Origin of the sequence: Paraprevotella clara YIT 11840, from assembly GCF_000233955.1 — a bacterium.
In the GTDB taxonomy this organism is placed as follows: Bacteria; Bacteroidota; Bacteroidia; order Bacteroidales; family Bacteroidaceae; genus Paraprevotella; species Paraprevotella clara.
This window is the reverse complement of the sequence record NZ_JH376618.1, coordinates 76888-101245: the sequence shown is the minus strand read 5'-3', so window position 1 is coordinate 101245 and position 24358 is coordinate 76888. Positions and strand designations below refer to the sequence as shown.

General features: G+C 50.9%; 20 protein-coding genes and 2 tRNA genes. 8 read left to right on the top strand and 14 right to left on the bottom strand.

What is annotated here, in order from left to right; translation table 11 throughout:
* Positions 1 to 18: 18 nt before the first annotated feature.
* The 5 genes from HMPREF9441_RS13565 to HMPREF9441_RS13545 form a co-directional block, all read right to left on the bottom strand.
* Positions 19 to 99, bottom strand: a tRNA-Leu gene (locus HMPREF9441_RS13565).
* Positions 100 to 122: 23 nt separating this feature from the next.
* Positions 123 to 195, bottom strand: a tRNA-Gly gene (locus tag HMPREF9441_RS13560).
* Positions 196 to 327: 132 nt separating this feature from the next.
* A complete protein-coding gene (gene nspC / locus HMPREF9441_RS13555; protein WP_008622181.1) occupies positions 328 to 1518 on the bottom strand; it encodes a carboxynorspermidine decarboxylase in 1191 nt (396 codons plus the stop codon).
* Positions 1519 to 1535: 17 nt separating this feature from the next.
* Entirely contained in the window at positions 1536 to 2492 is a 957-nt protein-coding gene (locus tag HMPREF9441_RS13550; RefSeq protein WP_008622180.1) for a PCMD domain-containing protein, read from the bottom strand.
* Positions 2493 to 2517: 25 nt separating this feature from the next.
* On the bottom strand, positions 2518 to 3675 hold the full coding sequence (locus tag HMPREF9441_RS13545; protein WP_008622178.1) for a BamA/TamA family outer membrane protein: 1158 nt from the start codon (positions 3673 to 3675) through the stop codon (positions 2518 to 2520).
* A 253-nt stretch (positions 3676 to 3928) separates the two neighbouring features.
* Here HMPREF9441_RS13545 and HMPREF9441_RS13540 point away from each other — a divergent pair, with 253 nt between their 5' ends.
* Positions 3929 to 5935, top strand: a complete 2007-nt coding sequence (locus HMPREF9441_RS13540; protein ID WP_021981224.1) for a fructose-bisphosphatase class III — start codon at positions 3929 to 3931, stop codon at positions 5933 to 5935.
* A gap of 225 nt (positions 5936 to 6160) precedes the next feature.
* Here HMPREF9441_RS13540 and HMPREF9441_RS13535 read toward each other — a convergent pair whose 3' ends face one another.
* On the bottom strand, positions 6161 to 7870 hold the full coding sequence (locus HMPREF9441_RS13535) for a bifunctional metallophosphatase/5'-nucleotidase (protein ID WP_087943210.1): 1710 nt from the start codon (positions 7868 to 7870) through the stop codon (positions 6161 to 6163).
* 112 nt (positions 7871 to 7982) lie between these two features.
* On the opposite strand from HMPREF9441_RS13535, the gene HMPREF9441_RS13530 reads away from it, so the two are divergent.
* Together HMPREF9441_RS13530 and HMPREF9441_RS13525 are read left to right on the top strand one after the other, a co-directional pair.
* Positions 7983 to 8672, top strand: a complete 690-nt coding sequence (locus tag HMPREF9441_RS13530; RefSeq protein ID WP_021981226.1) for a DnaJ domain-containing protein — start codon at positions 7983 to 7985, stop codon at positions 8670 to 8672.
* A gap of 77 nt (positions 8673 to 8749) precedes the next feature.
* Entirely contained in the window at positions 8750 to 9919 is a 1170-nt protein-coding gene (locus tag HMPREF9441_RS13525; protein ID WP_008622173.1) for an FprA family A-type flavoprotein, read from the top strand.
* 73 nt (positions 9920 to 9992) lie between these two features.
* On the opposite strand, the gene nudC is transcribed toward HMPREF9441_RS13525, so the two are convergent.
* The 5 genes from nudC to nadC form a co-directional block, all read right to left on the bottom strand.
* The gene (nudC, locus tag HMPREF9441_RS13520; RefSeq protein ID WP_008622172.1) at positions 9993 to 10817 is read right to left on the bottom strand and encodes an NAD(+) diphosphatase; all 825 of its coding nucleotides are present in this window, start codon (positions 10815 to 10817) and stop codon (positions 9993 to 9995) included.
* A gap of 64 nt (positions 10818 to 10881) precedes the next feature.
* Positions 10882 to 12639: a phospho-sugar mutase gene (locus HMPREF9441_RS13515; RefSeq protein ID WP_008622171.1), complete on the bottom strand. Its 1758-nt coding sequence runs from the start codon at positions 12637 to 12639 to the stop codon at positions 10882 to 10884.
* A 116-nt stretch (positions 12640 to 12755) separates the two neighbouring features.
* Positions 12756 to 14405 (bottom strand): C69 family dipeptidase, encoded by a 1650-nt coding sequence (locus HMPREF9441_RS13510; RefSeq protein ID WP_458692662.1) that lies wholly within the window; start codon positions 14403 to 14405, stop codon positions 12756 to 12758.
* Positions 14406 to 14427: 22 nt separating this feature from the next.
* A complete protein-coding gene (locus HMPREF9441_RS19190) occupies positions 14428 to 16113 on the bottom strand; it encodes a M23 family metallopeptidase (protein WP_008622169.1) in 1686 nt (561 codons plus the stop codon).
* A gap of 114 nt (positions 16114 to 16227) precedes the next feature.
* Complete coding sequence (gene nadC, locus HMPREF9441_RS13500) at positions 16228 to 17076, bottom strand: carboxylating nicotinate-nucleotide diphosphorylase (protein ID WP_039865359.1); 849 nt, start codon at positions 17074 to 17076, stop codon at positions 16228 to 16230.
* A gap of 493 nt (positions 17077 to 17569) precedes the next feature.
* Here nadC and HMPREF9441_RS13495 point away from each other — a divergent pair, with 493 nt between their 5' ends.
* The 3 genes from HMPREF9441_RS13495 (at position 17570) to rlmH (ending at position 19281) form a co-directional block, all read left to right on the top strand.
* On the top strand, positions 17570 to 18514 hold the full coding sequence (locus HMPREF9441_RS13495; protein WP_172634966.1) for an NAD(P)H-dependent flavin oxidoreductase: 945 nt from the start codon (positions 17570 to 17572) through the stop codon (positions 18512 to 18514).
* A 125-nt stretch (positions 18515 to 18639) separates the two neighbouring features.
* Complete coding sequence (locus HMPREF9441_RS17975) at positions 18640 to 18792, top strand: YqaE/Pmp3 family membrane protein (RefSeq protein ID WP_008622165.1); 153 nt, start codon at positions 18640 to 18642, stop codon at positions 18790 to 18792.
* Positions 18793 to 18807: 15 nt separating this feature from the next.
* Positions 18808 to 19281 (top strand): 23S rRNA (pseudouridine(1915)-N(3))-methyltransferase RlmH, encoded by a 474-nt coding sequence (gene rlmH / locus HMPREF9441_RS13490; RefSeq protein ID WP_008622164.1) that lies wholly within the window; start codon positions 18808 to 18810, stop codon positions 19279 to 19281.
* Between the two features lie 17 nt (positions 19282 to 19298).
* Here the strand turns inward: rlmH and HMPREF9441_RS13485 are convergent, their stop codons facing one another.
* Genes HMPREF9441_RS13485 through HMPREF9441_RS13475 form a run of 3 tightly spaced genes read right to left on the bottom strand, consistent with a single transcriptional unit; the run spans position 19299 to position 23296 of the window.
* Positions 19299 to 20309 carry an endonuclease/exonuclease/phosphatase family protein gene (locus HMPREF9441_RS13485; protein ID WP_008622163.1) on the bottom strand — a complete coding sequence of 337 codons (1011 nt, stop codon included), beginning with the start codon at positions 20307 to 20309 and terminating at the stop codon, positions 19299 to 19301.
* A complete protein-coding gene (locus HMPREF9441_RS13480) occupies positions 20306 to 21778 on the bottom strand; it encodes a hypothetical protein (protein ID WP_244949776.1) in 1473 nt (490 codons plus the stop codon). The genes HMPREF9441_RS13485 and HMPREF9441_RS13480 overlap by 4 nt, the downstream gene beginning before the upstream one ends.
* A 60-nt stretch (positions 21779 to 21838) precedes the next feature.
* Positions 21839 to 23296, bottom strand: a complete 1458-nt coding sequence (locus tag HMPREF9441_RS13475; RefSeq protein ID WP_172634965.1) for an aminoacyl-histidine dipeptidase — start codon at positions 23294 to 23296, stop codon at positions 21839 to 21841.
* A 105-nt stretch (positions 23297 to 23401) separates the two neighbouring features.
* Here HMPREF9441_RS13475 and HMPREF9441_RS18650 point away from each other — a divergent pair, with 105 nt between their 5' ends.
* Both HMPREF9441_RS18650 and HMPREF9441_RS13470 read left to right on the top strand, forming a co-directional pair.
* The gene (locus tag HMPREF9441_RS18650) at positions 23402 to 23623 is read left to right on the top strand and encodes a hypothetical protein (protein WP_172634964.1); all 222 of its coding nucleotides are present in this window, start codon (positions 23402 to 23404) and stop codon (positions 23621 to 23623) included.
* 14 nt (positions 23624 to 23637) lie between these two features.
* Entirely contained in the window at positions 23638 to 24267 is a 630-nt protein-coding gene (locus HMPREF9441_RS13470) for an OmpH/Skp family outer membrane protein (RefSeq protein ID WP_008622159.1), read from the top strand.
* The last annotated feature ends 91 nt before the right edge of the window (positions 24268 to 24358 follow it).

Genomic DNA, 24358 nt, shown 5'->3' with positions numbered 1-24358 from the left:
TACAGAAAACATTCTCTGTGCCCAGAACAGGACTCGAACCTGCACGTCTCTCAACACTCGCACCTGAAACGAGCGCGTCTACCATTCCGCCACCTGGGCAAAAAATGTTTCTGAATATCTTGAGCGGAAAACGAGACTCGAACTCGCGACCCCGACCTTGGCAAGGTCGTGCTCTACCAACTGAGCTATTTCCGCAAAAGATGCTTGTTCCATTAAGTTCATTAGCTTTTGCATTCCCCTGAATGCGGTTGCAAAGGTACAATTATTTTTTTAAAGCGCAAGCATCTGTATGGAAAAAAATCAATCGTTATTTCATTTTTTCTGTTTTCAACACATCCTGTCCCGATAGTCGGTGTAACTGAAACGCCGGTAATATTCCAAAGTCCCGTCGCTATGCAGCATCGCGATGTCCGGATGGCGGATGCCGTTGAACATATTGGTTTTTACCGTAGTATAATGTATCATATCTTCAAAGATAATCCGGTCGCCCGGCGCGAGCGGATGGCCAAAGCGCCATGCGCCCATGTAGTCACCGCTCAAACAACTGTTCCCGCCCAAACGATAGACATTTTCTTCCGGAGTCGCACGTTTCACCGCATCGGGTTCCACCGTCTCGGCGTTACGTACCGCCGGTTGATACGGCATTTCCAAACAATCCGGCATGTGGCAAGTGAAACTCACGTCGAGAATGGCCGTGCGTATCCCTTTATTTTCCACAACATCGACTACCGAAGCAACCAACGGACCGGTTTGCCAGGCAAAAGCCGAGCCAGGTTCCAAAATGACCGTAAGGTCGGGATAGCGTTCCTTCAAGCCTTTCAGGATGGCCACCAAACGCTCCACATCATAATCCTTCCGCGTCATCAAATGGCCGCCTCCCAGATTGAGCCATTTCAATCGGGACAGCCATCTCCCGAACTTCTCCTCTATATGCTGCAATGTGTGTTCGAGTGCTTCGGAAGAACTCTCGCAGTGACAATGACAATGGAATCCTTCAATCCCGGCTGGCAGACAGTCCGGAAGTTGCGAGGCCATCATACCGAAACGGGAACCGGGCGCACAAGGATTGTACAAGTCCACTTCTATCTCCGAATACTCCGGATTGATGCGCAGCCCGCAAGAGACGCGCTCCTCCGGATACAGACGGTTGTATTCCTCCACACGCGGATAGAAACGGACGTACTGGCTCATGGAATTGAACGTGACATGACTGCTGCACGAGAGTATCCGGTCGAAATCACGTTCCGTATACGCCGGAGAATAAGTATGTGCCTTGCTACCGAACTCTTCCGCCGCCAAACGGGCCTCGTAGAGGGAACTGGCCGTGGTATGGCTGATGTATTCCCTGAAAACAGGGAACGATTTCCATAAAGCGAAAGCCTTGAAGGCTAAAATGATTTCCACTCCCGCCCTTCGGGATACATCCCGAATCAGCTCCAGGTTACGCCGCAACAAATCTTCCTCTATGATATAGCACGGTGTCGGCACACCTTCGTATGTAAAACGGTCTGTCTTCATGCTGCCCACTTACCTACTTAATATATGACATGCACATTATCCAACCACAATGTGGTTCCTACAGAACCCACGTACGCACCTCCGTAACTGGAATCGAACTGCAACACGATATGCGTGGGCGTTTCACCGGCATCGGCCCAACCCACTTCCTTGATAGGCACCATCTTCCCCTTGCTGTTACGGGTGTATTGTGTCTTGTCACCGGATATCAATCCCATATAACTTTGGAACCCCGGCTGCTTGGTAATATCACCGTATTTAATAGGAAATTTTGCACCGTTTACCCAATCCGTATTGTGGTTGAAACGATGAATCATCGTTCCTATGCGTTGGGCGTACACATTTCCTTTTTTGTCTTCCCAACGTTTCTGGAGCAAACATACCACATCGGGCATATCTTTTCCCTGGACTTTGGTCACGCGGCTAAACCCTGTCTGACGGATACGGTCCGGTTCGTCGGAAAGTTTCACCTTATAGTCGAAACTGATAGCCTGCGGACGTTTGGTAAAAGGTATGCCCACAGCCAATTTGCTCATCGGATTGGACGTATTGGTAATCGGTTCGGGCACGCTGCCCAGAAAAACAGAACCGGCTGCCAACACTTCTATATTCACAATTCCCATGACTTTCACTTTCTCTACATGAGTCTCCAGGCGGGCACAATAACCGTCTCCCCGTTTCTCCCGGTAAACCGAAGTATTCGTCTTGGTGATTCCGCAAACCTTGGCCATCACATTCGACGTTGCCCACGGCGAACCTCCCTGATTCGTATAAGCCTTGTTCTCGTTCCACACCGCGTCCGGACCGATTTCGTACAACTGTTTGGTATCTCCACCGATAATGCCGCTCTCCTTAATGTTGCGGACAATCCATTGATCGAAATCACCAAACTTAATCAATTCCGACTGGGCCATGCCCTGCATCACGGGCCATACAGCCAACAGCCCTGAGACATACACACTCTTAAAATTCATTTTATATCTCTGTTTTTAGTTTTTTTCAAAAAGCCTCATTGATATTAAAGGTGAAATTCGGGCTGTCTTTGGTAAAGCCCAAATCAAAACGTATATTCACCCTTTTCTTGAATTCCCAACGATAGCCGATACCATAGTTGGGAAGCATCTCATCATAATATATATGACCGAAATTAGGAAACACGTTGGCCAAACCCACCCATACGGCTATTCCGTTGCGCCCCTTGATATGTTGGCGCAGTTCCAACTGCCCTTCCATGATATTACGGTCGCGATATCGCCCTTCATAATACCCACGCATGCGCCCCAACACCCCGACCTGGGCCATCATGGTCCAAGGCACATCTCCATAATTGAACAAGGTATGCAATTCCATGGCCAGCACGCCGCCTTTCCACACCTGATGGTAGGTGCTATAAGTCAAGTCGGTATAACTGAAAGCGTAGTCGTTTCCGAAACCGGACGGGTAGAACATCTGTTCCCAACGAAAGAAATTGCCGCGGTAGGCATTCAGTACAAAGTCTCGCGTATCGTACGTGAAATTAAATCCCGCTCCGTAATTCGCCACCGATTTGTCTTGTCCCTCCAGCAACGTCTCGTTTTCAAAACCGAAACTGTTCACCCATTCTACGTCCACGACCGGCCCCAAAAAGACCGATTCGTTCAGGCGAAACAAAAAACTGGGCTTGAACTGAAGCTTCACACGCTCATAGTCGCTCTTATTCGCATCACTGGCACCGTTTTCATAACCTATTCCCCAAAATTTTCCCGGAAAAGTATAAAACGACAACTGATAATCGAAACGGTATCTCTGATGAGGTAGAAAATTATTTCCCCGCAACCCTACAGCCAACATCCCCGACAGGGAAGCATTGGCGTACACCGAAACATTGGACTTGGGCAACAAAGGATCGGAACGATCCCATGAATACAGACCGGAGGCCGTAGCTCCCAATCCGACAGATGTAGCAGCCGAATAACTCGGCCCTATCAACATACTGAAATCGAAAGGCCGGTCTTCGTGTTTATTGGTGTTACTCAGATAACGCCCTATCCACTTGAGCGGATTGCGCGTCTTGCGAACCGGCTCCACAACTGAAGATACAGAATCCGCGCCAGGTTTTATACTGTCTTTCACCTCAGCGAAGGCATGCCCACCTTCTCCGACAGCCCGAACAAACATGCAAGACAGCCCGTACAAAAGCACAGTACAAAAGAATCTATTCCGCATTTCTTATTCCATGAAGTTGCAAAATTACAGTTTTTTTGCCATTAAGAGCTACTGTTTTCAGTATATTGATGCTTTCTTAAAAGAATTAACACTATGATTTCTACATTCTATCAGCCTGTTTGCCACGAAAAACCGCCAGCAAACATTGTAAGGAACAAAAGATTTGCGTAATTTTGTCTTAATGAACAAACGAAATATAAATACCATGACTCAGATATACTCCTACGAAAAGATTCGGAACGACATGAGACTTCTGGAACTGCTCTCCCAAAGCGTCCCCAACATCGGTGCCGCATGCACGGAAATCATCAACCTGGAGGCCATTCTGAACCTGCCCAAAGGCACGGAACATTTCCTGGCCGACATACACGGGGAATACGAGGCCTTCCAGCATATCTTGAAAAACGCGTCGGGCAATATCAAACGTAAGGTGAACGAAATATTCGGAACCACAATGCGGGAGTCGGAAATCCGGCAACTCTGTTCCCTGATTTATTACCCCGAACAAAAGCTGCAATACATCAAGAACTCCGAAACGAACCTGAACGATTTCTACAACATCACCCTTCATCAACTCGTAAGCGTATGTCAGTCGGTCTCGTCCAAATACACGCGTTCCAAGGTGCGTAAGGCGCTCCCTAAGGAATTTGCCTATATCATAGAGGAGTTGTTGCACGAGTCTCCGCAAGACTATAACAAACAAGCCTACTTCAACCGCATCATCGAGACCATCGTGTCCACCGGACGGGCTGATGAATTCATCTGCGCTATCTGCAACCTGATACAACGCCTGAGCATCGACCAGTTGCACATCCTCGGCGACATCTTCGACCGCGGCCCCGGAGCGCACATCATCATGGACACACTGTGCAATTACCACAACTTCGACATACAGTGGGGCAACCACGACGCGCTTTGGATGGGGGCGGCAGCCGGCAACGACTGTTGCATTGCCAACGTGCTGCGCCTGACGCTCCGTTACGGTAACCTCGCCACACTGGAAGACGGCTACGGCATCAACCTGGTGCCGCTTGCCACGTTCGCCATGGAAACATACGCCGACGACCCCTGTCATTATTTCGGGCCGCAACTGGACAAAGACGACACGAGGCATAACCAGAAAGCCCGACGCCTCATCGCACAGATGCACAAGGCCATCAGCATTATCCAGTTCAAGCTCGAAGCTGCCATGATAGACAGCCGCCCCGAATGGCACATGAAAGAGAGGAAACAACTGGAGCACATTGATTTTGAAAGAAAAGTTTTCGTGCGCGACGGGAAGGAATACGCCATGCGCGACTGTTATTTCCCCACCATCGACCCGAAATCGCCCTACAAACTCACGCCCGAAGAGCAAGAACTGGTCAACAAACTGCACCACTCTTTCAGCGTGAGCGACAAGCTGAACAAACACATACAATGCCTGTTCTCCCACGGTTGCATGTACGGGATATTCAACTCCAATTTGCTGTTCCACGCTTCCGTACCGCTAAATGCCGACGGAAGCCTGAAGGAAGTGGACATCAACGGAGAAAAAGTCAAAGGACGGGCCTTGCTGGACAAGATAGGCCTGGTCTTGCGCTCCGCTTTCAACAGCGACACCGAGCCTAAAGAAAGAAAGTTTGCCGTCGACTATTTTTGGTATCTGTGGTGCGGCGTGGACTCTCCCCTATTCGACAAATCCAAAATGACTACTTTCGAACGTTATTTCCTGGAGGACAAAACCACCCATACCGAAGAGAAAGGGTACTACTACAGATTGAGGGACGACGAGAAAGTCTGCGACATGATTCTCGATTCGTTCGGAGTCACGGGACAGCACCGCCACATCATCAACGGCCACGTCCCGGTACGCGTAGGGCGCGGAGAGACACCCATCAAAGCCAACGGCAAACTGATGGTCATCGACGGCGGCTTCGCCAAGGCCTATCATAATACGACCGGAATAGCGGGCTACACCTTGGTGTTCCACAGCCGAGGCTTCCAGTTGGTACAGCACGAACCGTTCACATCGGCCGAAGAGGCCATCAAAAACGGGACGGACATCGTGAGCACCACGCAAATCGTGGAAATGAGCACTCAACGTATGATGGTGAGGGACACCGACAAGGGTGCCGAACTGGAAAGCCAGATAGAAGAGCTGAAAGAATTGCTTTATGCCTACCGGCACGGTTTCATCAAGGAAAGTACCAAAAACAAGTTCCGCTATTGACGCACAACGCACGCGTTCCCTTCGCCTGCCCCACGAAGCGTCGTCGTCCGGACGCACCGAACATCCGACCTTCCGTACATATTATTTACCAGAAGAACATCATTGATTTACAACCGATTACAGTTGTAAAAAAGTTCTGCGCCAAACGGAAAATCGTTCTCAGCAGATTGATAAATCATTCTCAGCAGAACAAAATTTCGTTTGGCGCAGAACGTTTTTTGTATATCATTCTTCCTTTTCACGCTTCCCGAACAGCAGTTGACGGTCGCGCTCGCAAGCCGGAACGGCCCATGCTTCCGGCACCAAACGCCATTGGTACAAAGGACAGGCGTCAATCTCGCCTTTCTTCTTGATATATTCTATGATACATGCACGCAAATCCTTATCCGTACTGGACAGCAAGCGTTCGTTCAACTTCTCGTGAGGAATGCCGGCACCTTTGGTAAACAGTTCCCCTCCTCCGTTTCCGCGGTAGGAATTGACAACCACCGTGTACCACGTTTCAAGTCCGAACGTACTTCCGTCCGCCATCCCCGTCACGCGGATTTTCTCGCCGTAGGGTTTCGTCACGTCCACCGTGTAACAAATACCGGCAGCCGAATCGAAGTTGTAGGCCAGATGCTTGAAACCCAAACGCCGGCCTTCGTCCAATACATAGTCCAAAAGCATCACGTGGTCGTCCGGCGCTTTCATCTGCGCCGTCCAGAGTCCGTAACTCATCTCCAGCATATCCTTGATTTCCTGTCCGGTAAGCCGCATGGTGTACAGCACGTCGTCGTAACGGTAAAGATTGAACACGTCGCGCACGCACACGTCTCCCTCCTTGATACTGGCCGCAAAAGAGACCGGAGCGGCAAACGACACCTGGGCACCCGTGGTTTCCAACTGCGCCCGGTGGACAATGTCTACAAAAGCCGAGGGGCCGAAATAAGCATCCTGGCTCTCTATCGTATGCACGAACCTTCCGATTTTCTGCCCTACGTAATACTCCGTATTGCGGATATAACGGCTGAAATAACGCTGCATGTATTTGGATTCTTCGCCTTTATAGTACGACAAATCTGTTATTTTCCCCTTCACGGACACCACACGGTTGCCCTCCCGTCCCGTCTCTACGTCTATATCGACCTCGCCCACCACTACGGCCATGCTCGAGGGAGCCAGACAAAGCACCTCTTTGCCGTCGGGACCTTTCACCGTTTCACAGTTCTTCATGTGGTCATGCCCATAGCACACGACATCAAATCCCGCCACCTCGCGAGCTACGTCCAAAGCCGCGTTCTCCGCATAGTCCGGCGTAACGATGCCGCCCTCCTTGCCGGAATGGAACAGTCCGACGAGTACATCCGGCTGCTCTTTCTCCCGAATCAGGGGAACCCACCGCTTTGCACAAGACACCATGTCCTCAAACTCCAGGCCGTCCCACAAAGCCGGCGGAAGCCAGTTCGGCACAGCCGGGGTAGTCATCCCCATTACAGCTACTTTCACACCGCAACGCTCCAATATGCAATAGGGAGGCAAGTAGCATCCGCCCCTCGCCCGGTCTATCACATTGGCCCCCAGCACCGGAAAACGGCAGGCGGCCGTCCAACGGTCGTACACCGCATGCCCCGTCTCGATGTCATGATTCCCCATCGCACCCACATCGTATGCCATATAGTTCATGATTTCCGCTGCCAGATTCTTTCCGGAAGAAGCCACGAAATTACTGTAATACACCACGGGACTCCCCTGCAATATGTCCCCGCCGTCCATCAGCAACAATCTGTCCCCATAAGCCTTCCGCAGCGACTGCACGTAAGCATACACTCGGGAAAGGCTTCCCCTTACGGCATGATTGTTCACATAATCCCGCATGAAAAAAGTGCCATGCACGTCACTGGTATGCACAATTTTTAAACTCACTATCTGTCTCTCTGCCGTACTATTTGCCATAATCTTCCCTCTGAAATTGAATCTTCCATGCAAAAATAACAATAATGCCGTCTTCTACAAACAGATTGGCATCTTATTTGTTGCAAATTATGCAGAAAGGAGATTTTTAACTATGGCATTTATCGATTATTATAAAATAATGGGTATCAGCAAGGATACTCCGCAAAAGGACATCAAGGCCGCTTACAAGAAAAGGGCCAAACAGTTCCACCCGGACCTGCATCCCGACGACCCTAAAGCCAAAGCCAAATTCCAGGCACTGAATGAAGCGTACGATGTGTTGAACGATCCGGAAAAACGGGCAAAATACGACCAATACGGCGAACACTGGAAGATGGCAGGCATGGGCGGCGGTGCCACAGGCGGTGCAGACGCAGGCGGCTTTGAAGGATTTGACTTCAGTCAGTTTACAGGAGGAGGCTTCTCGGACTTCTTCACGCAAATGTTCGGCGGAGGCGGCGGACGCGCACGCAGCTACCGCAGCGGCTTCAAACGGGGATTTGACCCGTTTGGAAACGAAAGCGGGACTGTAAGTTATGCCGACCGTGAGTGCACGGTAAACATCGACATGTACACGGCGTTGCTGGGCGGCTCCATCATCGTACAAACCCCGGAAGGCGACAAATTGAAACTGAAAATAAAGCCCGGCACACAGCCCGGCGCCAAAGTCCGCCTGAAAGGCAAAGGCGACATGCATTCCGATGGTACGCGCGGCAACCTGATTCTGACATACAACGTGCAACTCCCTGCCAGCCTGAGCGAAAGGCAAAAAGAGCTGTTGCAACAAATGAGAATGGGATGAAGATAAGGAAATATGTTGTGAAATCCGGAGAAAAGTGCGATATTTGCACCGGATTTTAAACTTCAATATCAAGCAATATGAACGACAATATCACACCCTACGTCAGATACATTGGCGCCGATGACATGGATTTGGACTTATTCGAGAGCCAATACGTCGTACCACAAGGCATTTCGTACAACTCATACGTTATCACGGACGAAAAGATAGCCGTGATGGACACGATAGACCAGCGTAAAACGGACGAATGGACAGCTCGTCTGGAAGAAGCCTTGGAGGGAAGGACGCCGGATTATCTCATCGTGCAGCATATGGAACCTGACCATGCGGCCAACATCGGATGGTTTGCCGAAAAATATCCCGAGGCCACAATCGTAGCCAGTGCCAAGGCCATCCAAATGATGCCTCAGTTTTTTGAAGAAGTCAACTTCGCAGGACGTACGCAAACCGTCAAGGAGGGCGACACGCTCTGTCTGGGACAACATACCCTGAAATTTATCATGGCGCCGATGGTACACTGGCCGGAAGTGATGCTGACGTATGAAGAAAGCGAGAAAATCCTGTTCTCTGCCGATGCTTTTGGTAAGTTCGGCGCACTCTGCCATGAGGGGGAATGGATAGACGAAGCCCGCCGTTACTACTTTAACATCGTCGGAAAATACGGGGCGCAAGTACAGGCTTTGCTGAAGAAAGCCGCCGGTCTGGACATCGCCATGATTTGTCCGCTCCACGGGCCTGTCTTGAAAGAAAACTTAGGGTATTACATCGGGCTTTACGATACTTGGAGCAAATACGAACCGGAAACGGAAGGGGTTGTCGTGGCTTATGCCTCCATACATGGAAATACGGCTGCCGCCGCACGCCGGATGGCTGAAATCCTAAGCGAAAAAGGAGCCACCGAAGTCATGCTTATTGACCTCTGTAGGGACGACATGGCTCTGGCCGTGGAAAGTGCGTTCCGTTACAGCAAGATGATTGTGGCCGCATCCTCATACGATGCAGGGGTATTCCCCCCGATGTTCGACTTCCTGCACCATCTGCAAATCAAGAATTTCCAGAAACGCCGGGTGGGCATCATCGAAAACGGCTCTTGGGCACCTACCGCCGGACGCATGATGTCGTGCATGTTGTCGGAAATGAAGAACATGGAAATCATGGAACACATGGTCACGATTAAAAGCAGCATGAAGAAAGCCGACCTCTTGCAAATGGAAGAATTGGCCGAAGAACTCCTTGCCACAGAATAAAAGAAAGCCGGCACTTAGCAAAGAAATCAGAAAAGCGGGAATGCAATGAAAAGCACTTCCCGCTTTTTGTTTGTCACCCGCCACATCCTTCCGCAAGCCTCCCTTCCAACCACGCGTCAATCAACATGCGTGCCATGGAGACCTTTCCGGGTATGTCCGGCAATTTGTCACGATTAAACCAACCGCCGTATGCGATTTCGCTACGTTGCAAATGTAAGTCTCCCTCCACATAGTCGGCATAAAAACCAATCATCAATCCGCAAGGATAAGGCCAAGGCTGACTTCCGAAGTACCGGATATTCTTCACGGTGACACCGGTCTCTTCCATCAACTCGCGGCGCACACATTCTTCGAGCGTCTCTCCGGTCTCCACAAAACCGGCCACCAGTCCGTAATACTTCCCACGAAGATTATGGGCATGCACCAATAAAATGCTATCTCCCCGGCGTACCAATACGATGATGGCCGTGGCCAACTGGGGCCAGACTTCTTTCCCGCAGTTCGTGCAACGTTTGCTGATGTCCGTGTGCAACTTCATCGGCGCCCCGCATACTCCGCAAAACTTCGTATTCTTATCCCAATAAAGAATCTCGGCTCCCTTTCCGGCCTTCAAATAAAGTTCGCGGGGCAGAACGTCGTATGAGGCCCGAAGCCCGGTCATGACATAGCGTTCGTCTCCCACCACCGGCATATCAATGCTTACCGCCCGGCATTCCCGCCCTTCCAACGGGGTCAGCCGATGCACGGTATTCCATTCTGCCAACTTCACCGGAGGTTCCGCCCCGTAAGGCACCGTACAACGGCCTTCCGTCTCTCGCTGCAACAACAATTCGTCCTTACAAAAAACAAACCAATACGCCGGCTTGTCATATACAACCTGTACCATAAGTCTTATCATACAAAACGGAAGCCCCAACCTTAAAGGCGAGGCTTCCCGAACAGTTATTTCATCAGAAGTCCTATTACAATCCCAAAGAAACCTTCACGGCTTCGACGGTTTGCATAGCCTTCTTTTCTGCTTCTGCGTAGCATTTCGGACATTTCATCTCACCTGTCACTTCAATGTAGAACTTGATTTTAGGTTCTGTTCCGGATGGACGGACACTCACCTTTGTTCCATCTGCGGTATACCATTGCAGCACATTGGAGGTAGCGGGTTGCGCAATGTCCGTCACGTTACCCTTATTATCCGTAGCCTTCAGGCTCTGATAATCCTTCGTCAGTACGACTTCCGAACCGGCCAGTTCCTTCGGCGGATTCGTACGGAAGTTCACCATCATTTGTTTGATTTCGTCAGCTCCCGTCTTGCCAGGCTTCACGACATTAACCGTATGGTTGAGAGAGAAACCGTACTCCACGTAAATATCCATCAAGACATCGAACAGCGTCTTCCCCTGGTCTTTGGCCCAAGCGCAGATTTCTGCCAAGAGCGAACAAGCGGACACAGCATCCTTGTCGCGCACGAAGTCTTCGGCCAAGAATCCGTATGACTCCTCTCCTCCGCCGATATACTGCTTCTTGCCTTCGTTTTCGCGAATAACACTGGCAATCCACTTGAAACCGGTGTAACAATCGTACATCTCTACGTTGTTCTTGTCAGCAATAGCCTTAATCAATTCCGTGGTCACAATGGTCTTTACTACGAACTCGTTCCCCTTCATCTTTCCCATTGCGATACGGTTCTTGATGATGTAATAGAGGAAAATCATACAAGTCTGGTTACCATTCACCAACACCCATTCCCCGTTGCTGTCCTTGCAGGCCATACCGACACGGTCGGCATCCGGATCGGAAGCCATCACGATGTCTGCGTCTATCTTCTTGGCCAAAGCAATGGCCATGGAAAGTGCTTCGGCATTCTCGGGATTCGGTGACACTACCGTGGGGAAGTTACCGTCTTTCACCATTTGTTCGGGTACGGTATTGACGTTCTCAAATCCCCACAACTGCAACGACCGGGGAATCAGCATCATGCCTGTACCGTGAATGGGAGTATAGACAATCTTCATGTCCTTCTGACGGCGTATCGCCTCCGGGTCGATGGAAATAGTTTTTATTTTATCCAAATAAAGTTTGTCTATCTCTTCACCGATAATCTCAATCAAAGGATTGGCCGTGTCCAATACCGTATGCAAACCTTTAATATCCTCGGCACCGACTTTGTTCACCTCGTCGATGATACCCTTGTCGTGGGGAGCCAATACCTGAGCACCGTCGTCCCAGTAAGCCTTGTAACCGTTGTATTCTTTCGGATTGTGGGAAGCCGTAAGGATGATTCCACTTTGGCAACCCAACTGACGAATCGCAAACGACATTTCCGGAGTAGGACGCATGTCGTCGAACAAATATACCTTTATGCCGTTTGCCGCAAAAATATTGGCCGAAACCTCGGCAAACAAACGGCTGTTGTTACGACAGTCGTGACCTACCACTACGGCAATCTGCTTCAGATCCTTGAAGTTCTTATTCAGATAATTGGACAAGCCTTGCGTAGCTGCCCCCACCGTGTAAATGTTCATACGGTTCGTGCCCACTCCCATGATGCCGCGCAGACCGCCCGTTCCGAATTCCAGATTCTGATAAAAAGATTCCACCAAATCCGTCTTGTCGGGATTGTCGAGCATCTTGCGTACTTCCGCCTGCGTAGCCGCATCATATACTGAAGAAGAAAGCCAGGCTGCAGCTTTGGCCTCACATGATTTAATCAGTTCATTATCCATTTCGTATCTTATTATTATGAGTTATTTTTTATCCTTTGTTCCAAATTACAGGCAAATATACTCAATTCACAGCATATCGCCTACGATGAAATCTGAAAATACCCTAATTGCACGATTTATTTCACCTCAAAGCGATCTCCCGTAGCTTTCACGATTTCACGGCGATAACGTTCCGGATATCCCGGACGTTCTACCGGAACGCCCAACCCTCCGGGCGTACGCACATACTGCCCGTCTCTTTCAGGACGTACGGTCCCGTCAATATATTTCACCATCAGACGCTTGCCCAGCTCCATCCATTCATAGAGCATTCCGGCAGCCGTCCGGTTCGTATAAGCCGTCAGGTATTTACGGGCTGCCGACATCCCTTCGCCCTCCGTCCCGGCCAATGCCATGGCTTCTTTTTCCGTTTTCTCCTGTAACGTATTGTAATCGGTTTCCAATCGGTCGCGCACAGTCTTGAGTTCACCGAACAACTGGCTGTAACGGGGATACACGATGCTGCTTACCCAATTACATACCCAGAAAGCACTTTTAAAAGAAAAGTGCAAATCGTCCGCCACCTTGTCGCTATAACACTCCGGCACCAAGTCCGTACAGCAATACACCGGCGTGAAAGCCATCATGTTCGCATCGTCGCAGCCGAACCACAGTACGCCACCCACATAATCAGGCAACTGGCTGCGCATCTGTGCCACCATGACAAACGCCGACTGTTGGGTAGAGATAGGACGTTCGTTGAAATACATCTTCCCGTCTACCTCCCATGTCAACGGCGTGGGGCGGTAAGGAGCTTCAAAAGGTCCCATACCGGGATCGTTGTCCAAAGCCAACGGAGTACCTTCGTAATGGTCGCGCATCATATCCTTCACGTCCTGCACGGAAAGCAGGCGGTTCGGCTTGACAAACAGCGGCATCGGTTCGGCCTGCGGATTTTCTCCCGAAGCGTATGGCAAATATTTCTCCATTCCGTCCACATAGCGGTTAAAGAAGCTCCACACCCGTGCCTCGCAAAAACGCAAAGCACTGAAATCAGCGGGAGCATAAGCATCGGCAAATGAAAAATCGCTGTCTTTCTTTCCCTTGAAATATCCCTTCTCGCGAGCAAAGCTAATCACGTCTTTGGAATAAAGACAATTCTCCTTGTCACGCAACGGAAAGCGGCGGATGCGGCTCTGGTTGGCATGGGCACAGATACAATCGTCCGGCACACGCACGGCCACCCACACCGCACCTTTGCGTCCCGTCCCTTTTCCAATCAGATCCATGACCCACGCCTCGTTCTTGTCTGCTATCGTAAAGCTCTCGCCTTCACTGTTATACCCGTATTTATCAATCAGATTCGTCATCACTCCGATAGCTTCTTTCGCAGTCTTGGCACGCTGCAAAGTAATGTATATCAAGCTACCGTAATCCAACAATCCGGTTGAATCTACCAGTTCGGCACGGCCACCGAAAGTCGTTTCCGTAATCGTCAACTGGTATTCGTTCATATTTCCTATCACGTTGTACGTTTCGGGGGCTTCTTCTATCTCTCCCGCATAATTGTTGTTTTCCCAATTATATACCGAACGCGTAGCACCCTTCGCATGCTTTCCGGCCGCCCAATGGCGCAAATAACCGAAACTGCCGAAGTCATCCGCACTGTAAGACACGATGACCGACCCGTCGACCGATGCCTTCTTTCCTACAATCAGATTCGTGCAAGCCTGCCCGTAGCCCGTGCACACCGCCAGCACGACCGTCATTATCCATTTGATTTTCATCTTTCTGTAAATAAACCTATCGTTAATAAATAAACTCTTTCTCATCCACCGTTTCATTCCCGCAACGGTCCGTCACCTTCACGGTCAACCGGCGGCGTTTGCCCTCCGGACGCAACGGCGTTTCTTTCAACCGGCAAGTCCACACTCCCCGATAAGAAGTAAAGAGCACAAACCGGCCGTCCACGTATGCCTTAAAAGACTTCACCCCCGAACCGCTGTCCGTCAGTTCGCAACGCAACACACTGACTTTCTTTCCATTGAAAGCCGTCTTCCAACGAACCACAGGCGCCACGGTGTCCATAGCCAACGCATACGACTCTCCCAAATCCCGAATCCGGGCAGAAAACCAACCGTCTGCATAGTCTCCCCCTACATATCCACGGGAAGACTCGATATAACATTTCTCCGGACGGGACACTGGCGTACGGGGAGCCAACATCAACGTGGCCCATTTCACCAGTGGCACAAACTCATCGTGAAGCACATAAAGGTTGGAAATCCCGTCTTCCTTTGCTTCCACTCCCACGCGAAGCACTTCATCTTTTGTCAATGCTCCTGCCGGAATACGCAACTCCATCCCCGGACGTTGTACCACTTGCGGACGACCGTACTCCAACCATGCGCCCGAAGCCCTCCGGAGCTGTTCGCGCTCTTCCGCTTCGGCCAAACGCGCGTCGTCACGTTCGCCCCGCACCGTAAAACGGCACACCCGGACGTTTCCCTTCAAATCCTCCAAGGCATATTCAAAGAGGTAGTCGCGTTCCTCGTCCACGTCCACCCAACCTCGGTTCTCGTCGGCCGAAAGGAAACACAATGTGTTACCCAGATCCACAAAAGACTTCAAATACCAATGCTTCGTTTTCCGGTAGTGGGGATAGTCTCCCCACGAATTCACCAACGGATTTTCGTCCGGCATGAATTCGTCCATCAGGCTTTGGAAAACCTGCCTGCCGTCCACTTTCAGCGTGATGCGACGGATGCCGAACTTGTTCTGTGTGTTGTTCATCAGGTCGTCCGCCCAAACGGCAGCACCTACATGCCCCCAAGCCCGGACCACACGGGCAGAAGCATCGGCCGTGACCGTGAAAGTCTTGGACGACCCTCCGGTGTCTATCCAACCCCGCCCCGGACAAGCATACAGCTTCACCCCGTGGACGACCGGTGACATGTCGTCCGTCAGCAAATGTTGGAAATAAGGTAACGGATCCACCAACGCCCCGTCCGACACACGATGCAATTCCAAATGAAGATGAGGGGCAAGAGAAGCCCCCGTATTACCGCTGTAAGCAATCAAATCCCCCGCCTTTACGGGAAACACGGCGGGTGGAAGCTTCACGTCTACCCGCTCCGTCTCTTCTTTGTACTGACACCTTCGGACAACCTCCTGCAAGGCCGGAACGAACTCGTTCAAATGGCAATAAACGGATACCAGGCCGTTGGGGTGCGTCACATAAACGGCATTGCCAAAACCGTCGTAACCCACCGTAAGCCGCGACACATAACCGTCGCACACAGACAGTACCCGTTTACCCACCACGCCTTGCGTTTTCACGTCGATGCCGCAATGGAAATGGTTCGGACGCGGCTCGCCGAAACTGCCCGACATCAGGAACGGAATGTCCACCGGGGAATGGAAACGCTCGTCCTGTGCCGCTGCCTGCAAAGGGAGCCACAAAGCCACACTCATCCACCAAAAGTGCTTCTTCATATCTTATATACCTTATTATATATGCAAAAAACGATTACCAAGGCTGTCTCCCTTCCGTTTTCACGACGAGACAGTCCCGGCAACCGTTTGTCAATCCGACAGACTCATGGCCTGTCAACAAGCCTTAAAACTCATATCCAACCCTTTGACGGAATGGGTCAGTGCCCCGACGGAAATGAAGTCTACCCCACACTCGGCATAATCGCGCAAAGTGTCGAAAGTGATACCGCCGCTCGACTCCGTTTCAAAACGTCCGGCCACCATCTCCACGGCCTTACGCGTATCCTCCACGGAGAAGTTGTCGAGCATGATACGGTCAACACCGCCCATATCCAACACCTGTTGCAGTTCATCGAAGTTACGCACTTCGATTTCTATCTTCAGGTCCTTTCCCTTTTCCTTGAGATACTCATGGCAACGGTTGATGGCGTTGGCGATGCCTCCGGCGAAGTCTACGTGGTTGTCCTTCAGGAGAATCATGTCGAACAATCCGATACGGTGGTTCACGCCGCCTCCGATTTTCACGGCCGCCTTTTCCAACATACGCATGCCCGGGGTCGTCTTACGCGTGTCCAGCACACGGGTATTCGTCCCCTTCAGCCGCTCCACATACTTGTTCGTCATGGTAGCAATGCCACTCATACGTTGCATGATGTTCAACATCAGACGCTCCGTCTGCAACAGGCTCCTCACCCGCCCTGTGACGACCATGGCCACGTCGCCCGGCTTCACGTGCGTCCCGTCCTGTATGAACACCTCCACTTTCATGTCCGGATCGAAGCGACGGAACACCTCCATCGCGATTTCCATTCCGGCCAACACGCCCTCTTCCTTGATGAGCAACTTGGATTTTCCCATGGCATCCGCCGGAATACAGCAGAGCGTAGTGTGGTCTCCATCGCCTATGTCTTCGGCAAAAGCCAAATCAATCAAACGGTCATTCAATTCTTCAACTGACAACATATTTCCTATTCTTTTAATGTATTCGCAATGATTTGCAGACAAAGATACAACATAAAAACGAAAGGAGGTGCTTTTTTCAATGCCTTTCGGAAGATAAAGAACGATGGACGGCATTTTTTGATTTTTGAATAACAAAAATCATTCGGCTGAGAACGTGAAATCAATCTCAGCCAAACGATTTTTCATTCTCAGCCAAACGATTTTTCATTCTCAGCCGAATGATTTTTCGTTTGGCGCAGATTGATTTTAGCAGCACAACCGTTTGATATACAACCTACTGCATAATATAAAAAATCAAGACATCACGTATATTCCTGAAAATAGGGTAACGGGCAGACTTTCCGGGCACTCCCCCTGCACAAATTGGGCCAATCCAAAGAACTGGCCCTACCGTCACCATCCTATAAAGAATGCTAATTCCGTAGGACCGAAGCCGCGACCTGCCGTCTTTTTGCTTACCTTTGGGAAACAACAACCCCAAAAGCAAAGCGACATGAACAGAATATGCAAACTTTTCGGCATCCGTTACCCCATCATACAAGGCGGTATGGTGTGGTGCAGCGGATGGCGGTTGGCTACCGCCGTCAGCCAAGCCGGCGGATTGGGACTGCTCGGAGCCGGTTCGATGCACCCGGAAACTCTCGTGGAACACATCCGCAAGATGAAGGCAGCTACAGATCGGCCGTGGGGCGTGAACGTCCCGCTGATGTATCCGGAAATAGACCGGCTGATGGACATCCTCATACGGGAAGAAGTGAAAATAGTGTTCACCTCGGCCGGAAGCCCCAAGAAATTCACCCCGATGCTTCACGAGGCGGGCGTGACGGTGGCCCATGTGGTGTCGAGCAGTAAATTCGCACGGAAATGCGAGGAGGCCGGAGTAGACGCCATCGTAGCCGAAGGATTCGAAGCCGGAGGACATAACGGACGGGAAGAAACGACGACCCTCACCCTGATACCGCAAGTGCGCCGCGCCACCGGCCTTCCGGTCGTGGCAGCCGGAGGAATCGGCAGCGGAGAAGCGATGTTGGCAGCCATGGCATTAGGAGCCGAAGGGGTACAAATCGGTACCCTTTTTGCCCTGTCGGCAGAAAGTTCGGCTTCGGAAGCCTTCAAACAGCGTTGCCTCGCTTTGGACGAAGGCGGCACGATGCTCTGCCTTAAAAAACTGTCGCCCACACGTCTGGTGCGGAATGGGCTGTTCGACAAAGTGGCCGAAGCGGAGGCCCGTGGGGCCCATGCGGAAGAACTGCGCGACATTTTAGGCAAAGCGGCCTCCAAGCGCGGTATTTTCGAGGGGGACACAGAACAAGGCGAACTCGAAATCGGACAAATCGCATCGTCCGTAGATGCCATACGTCCCGCCGGGGACATCGTGCGGCAACTCGTGGAAGACTTCCGGAAAGCGCAGAAGGACGTGGCCGCCATCGACTTTTGAAGAAGGCCGGAACGCGCCTTGCCCTACCGTAGGCACAAAACCGTACAGAAACGGAGGGTTTCCGTGTCGGTTCTTGAAACTTTTTCCTAACTTTGACCCGTCAATCAAACGCATAAGAAAATAAAATGTCATTATTCAGAGTTCTCCTTTCCATCATTTTTCCGCCTTTGGCCGTACTGGACCAGGGTTGCGGCTCGGTAGTCATCGTGTTCATCCTCACCCTGGCCGGTTGGATTCCGGGAGTCATTGCGGCTTTGGTCATCCTAAACAAAAAATAATAATCCGTCGCGGCCATGAAAATTACCCTACTCGTCGTCGGCAAGACGAACGACCCGCATTTCATTGCAGGCATAGAAGAATATGCCAAACGTATCCGGCACTACCTACCTTTCGACATCGAAGTCATACCGGAATTGCGGAACACCAAAAGCCTTTCGGAAGAACAACAAAAGGAGAAAGAAGCGGATTTGCTGTTGAAAGCGTTCCAACCGGGCGACCATATCGTCTTGCTGGACGAACACGGACGGGAACATCGTTCGGTGGAGTTAGCCGCATGGATGGAAAAGCGGATGGCAGCCGGACTGAAACGGATGGTGTTCGTCGTGGGCGGTCCCTACGGTTTCTCACCGCGCATCTACGAAAAGGCAAACGAGAAAGTCTCGCTTTCGCGCATGACATTCTCGCATCAAATGATCCGTCTGATTTTCACCGAACAAATCTATCGGGCCATGACCATCATCAACGGCGAACCTTATCATCATGAATAACCCTTCCGGGCAGACATTCATTCAGGAAAACACCACTCGAAATCCAGCGTCACCGGAAAATGGTCGCTGTATCCCCCCTTATACAACGGGCCTTGATAGGTGCGAAACGGACGAACGCCGCCATACGTCTTTTCCCGTTCGCACATAAAAGGAAAGGCCACTATGGCGCGACATCCATCGGACGTATGAAACGGACGGCTGTTGTCCATCAACACCGGACTGACCAAGATATGGTCAATAGTTTCCCATATCCCCCGGTAGCGGTAGGAGCCTCTCACTCCGTCTGCGCAGAAGGGGGAAAGCCCCGGCTCACGGAAATACGGGAAAACCACCTCGCGGAACACTCTATCCTCCACATCGGCATTGAAATCGCCCATCCACAAGATACGGGCATCGGACGTAGCCGTACGCACCGAATCGGCTACAGCTCGCACCGTCCGTGCGGCCAGCATCCGATGGCGGCGCGAAACACGGGTCGCTCCCAAACGACTGGGCAGATGGCATACGAGCACGTGCAACGTATCTCCCGAGAGTACTTCTCCTTTTACGTACAAGACGTTGCGCGTGGGCCGGAATCCGGCTTCTGCGGAAGGGACAGGAATTTCATGGGACTCCAATAAACGGAAACTACCCGGCTGGTAGAGCAGGGCCACGTCGATGCCCCGCACATCGGGGGAGTGGGTCGCCACGTAACGGTAACCGAGCGCACGCAGGGACGAACGCCGGGTCAAATCGAAAAGCACACTGTCGTTTTCCACCTCGCACAACCCGACCAAATCCGGCAAACGTTCTTCTCCCACAGCCGCAACGACCTTGGACAAGGCGTCCAACTTGCGCCAGTAACGAGACGGTGTCCATTTCTTCTCTCCGTCGGGTAGAAACTCACGGTCTTCCTTCAGGCTGTCATGACGGCAGTCGAACAAGTTCTCCACGTTGTAGAACATGACCCGGAAAGGTTGCTGCCCCTTGACCGGAAGCCACGCGCTCCATCCACAAAGCAATGCCGAAAGCCAAACAACCGGTTTCATTCTTCGGGCACGAATTCATAGCACCCGGCATCCGGTGTAGGTTCCGTCAAACGGTCTATCCCGTAACGGTCCGTCGGATAACGGGCGGCCCACTCCGTCGAGCCTTTGCCACGCGCCACGGAAATGTCTTTCAAGCGGAAATCGTACAGATAGTTATCCGTATCAAACAACCGGAACTGTTCTTGGCCGGTACCCTCCTCGCCTTTTTTTTCATACACCACGCCGACGAAACGCGCGGCATCGTCTTCCGCCTCGACCGTACGAAGCACGCAATTCCCGAAATAGTAATCCACATCCTTGTTCTCGTCTTCCAGATTCCCTGTCACTACATCATCGGCATACCCCGTCACCAGACAGTTCAGGAAATGGGCATGCTGAAGGGGATAATCCAAAGCCAACCATTTGTTGGCCAAATACAAGGCATCGCCCCGCGTAGCATCCCAAGGATAGAATTGTGCCAACGTGCAATGCACGAACTCGGCCCAACCGCCCACCACGGCCACACAATGCCCCAACGTATTGCTGATTTGGGTGTTGCCCACCGACGCACGGCAATGGTACAGCCCCAATCCTTCGCCACCTACGTTATGAATCACGCTGTTCTCCAACGTCAGTTTCATCACGTCCGTGGAAGAGCTGTCGCACGCAATACCGTAGGAAGCACTATGGATGTCCACATGGTTCAGCCGATTGTCCGTACTCGTGGCCTTCAACCGTATGCCCCCCCAACGGGAAGGCGTATTGTCGTATGGCAGATAATCGAACATCCGGTCTGTACGGTCGCCACGGAACACCACCGGACGATCGACCGTCCCTTCGGCCACGATACGACCGTGCACCCAAAGGTTGGCTCCGTCGTGGAAATACAACTGTACGCCTGCGGCCATGGACAATGTCACTCCCTCTCTCACGGAAAGACTGTCGTACACCACAATCGGACGTCCGGCCTCCAACAAAGTATCGGCTTCTATCACCTTGCCACGCCACATATAGGCATCCTGCCCCACGGCTGTAAGAATGACATGCTGCTCCACCCCGCTCTCCAATGCAAAAATCAGGGTGTCGTTCAGGGCTACGGGGGCATCCTGCCCGTTTTCGGGCATCGTCACCTCTGCAAAAACCCGGATACTGTCTCCCGTGCGTACCTCGAAATCGTATGCCCGCGCCCCGCTTTCCGGCTCCAGATAGGAACCGTCCACATTCACCCGAAAGGGAGTGGCATACGCTTGTTTCAGACGTACGGACGCAATACGCAGGCCATCTGCGTTACGGTTGTAAACCATCAGTTGGCGCGTGCTCGACCCTACGGTGGAAATCACAGTGTCGAACCTCACCGTATCGGTGGAAAAGGATAACAGCGCACCGCGGTCGGTCGTGAACGACATGGAGTCGTCACAAGACGTAAAACCGGATACGGCCACGACGCCCCACGCAAGGACCGAGCCACAAAAGACGGATATTTTTCGCATATTCATAAATTCAAAAAAGGCATATCTGCCTTGTTATAACGCAGATATGCCCCGCTTATTTTAGGCTTTCGCCGGAATATTCTTCAAAATGGCTTTGATATGGTCCCAAACCATGGCAACCGTCGGTATCAACAAACGTTCGTCGGGCGAATGTACTCCACGCAACGTCGGGCCGAACGACACCATGTCCAAACCTGGATACTTCTCGCTGAACAATCCGCATTCCAATCCGGCGTGTATCCCCAACACTTTCGGTTCTTTGCCAAACAAGGCTTTGTAAGTTTCCACTGCAATTTTCAGAATGTCCGATTCCGGATTCATTTTCCAACCCGGATAGCCTTCGCCCACTTCCACACGGGCACCGGCCAATTCAAAAGCGGCTTTCACCATATTGCTCATGTGGTGGCGCGCACTCAGTATGCTGCTGCGCTGACTGGTTTTCACCTGAATCTTATTGCCGTCCGTCAGACGGATACTGGCCAGATTGGAACTGGTCTCCACCAAATCGATGTCCTGCGACATGGAAAGAATGCCGTTGTGCACGGCCTGCAAAGCCCAAATGAGCTTGCGGGCCACTTCGCGCTCCACAGCTTTCGGCCTCGCGCTTTCGCTCTGCAACTCGAAGACCATGGTCTTTTCGGTCACACTGTATTCTTCTTCCACATCGGCACTGAACAGGTTCCAATCCACACGGATGCTCTCCTTGTCCTTCATCGGAATGGCACAAACCGCCATCGCTTCACGGGGTATGGCGTTGTGCAGACCTCCGGCCTGAATGTCGCATAAATATAAATCGTATTTAGTCCAGGCATTATATAGGAAACGCGCCAGAATCTTGTTGGCATTCGCCCGCTTCTTGTTAATGTCGTCACCCGAATGTCCGCCCGTCAATCCTTTTACCTTCACTTCGAAGAAGAAATAATCCTGCGGAACATCCACCGGCGTAAAGTCGAATTCAGCCGTAGTTGCCGCTCCCCCGGCACAACTTACGAACAACTGCCCTTCGTCTTCCGAGTCCAAGTTCAACAAAATATCACCGGACATGAAACCGGGCTTCATGCCGAAAGCACCGCTCAAACCTGTTTCTTCGTCACGGGTAAACACACATTCTATCGGGCCGTGGGCAATATCCGAAGCGTCCAACAAGGCCAACTCCATCGCCACGCCTATCCCGTCGTCGGCACCCAACGTCGTCCCGTCCGCACGCAACCAATCTCCATCAATCAACGTACGAATCGCGTCTTTTTCAAAATCGAACTCCACCTCACGGTTCTTCTCGCAAACCATATCCATGTGGCTCTGTAAAATCACCGTCTTACGGTTTTCCATCCCCGGAGTCGCCCCCTTACGAATCAATACGTTTCCCGTCTCGTCCACTTCACATTCCAAACCTCTTTCACGGGCAAACTGTTCCAAATAAGCTATCATCCGCTCTTCTTTTTTGGAAGGACGGGGTATCCGGTTGATTTCTGCAAAAAACTTAAAAACCTCGGCAGGTTTCAATGAATTCATTTCCATATCCATAATTTTATATATTCATTCTACTAAATTTGGTTAAAAGCGAAGATACGACACAATTCCACGCTTTTAAAGTTTATCTTTGTAGCACAAATATACGCAAAAATGTTGAAGACACTATTGTTTACTCTGATAATTGTGGCCATAAGTATGGCATTCTTTGCCATAAAAATCCTTTTTAAGAAAAACGGCCGCTTCCCAAACACCCACATAGGCCATAGTGCGGCTATGCGCAAACGGGGCATCACGTGCGTACAAACCATGGATGCCTTGGAACGGGTGGAAAATCCACATAGAATCAATGAACGCAGTACAAGAAAATCATAAATAAGGAAAAAATAATGAAGAAAAACAGTATCATTGGCGCAGGACTTATCACCTTGGCAGCCACATTCGCCCTGACGGGATGCAACAAGTCGGCACCGGAAGAAAAAACAAACACTCAAGCTACGGAAATCCCCTCAGGCGGATTGAAAATCGCATATGTGGAAATCGACACATTGATGTCGCAATACAATTTCTGTAAAGACTATACGCTCCTGATGAACAAAAAGGGAGAAAACATCCGGGCTACATTGGCCGGCAAAGAACGCGCTCTTCAGGCTAAAGCCGCAGAGCTGCAAAAGAAATATGAAACCAACCAGTTCACCACTAAAGAGCAAGTGGAACAGGCTCAAATGACATTGGCCAAACAACAGCAGGACTTGCAAGCATTAAACGACCGATTGATGAATGATTTCGCCGCAGAACAAGCAAAATACAACACCGAAATGCGGGATTCCATTCAGGCATTCCTGAAAGAATACAATAAATCTAAGAAATTCGATTATATCATCAGCAAGGCCGGAGACAATATTTTGGCAGCCAATGCTAAGTACGACATTACAAAAGACGTAGTAAACGGCCTGAACAAACGGTATAAACAGAATCCGGAAATGGCCGAAAAAATCAGCGGTAAAAGCAAGGAATAAATATCTATTTAAATAAGGGAGGTTCAAGGACCTCCTTTATTTTTGGAGAACCTTTTACCATTATTTTTCCAAAGCTTCTTTGTTACTTAAT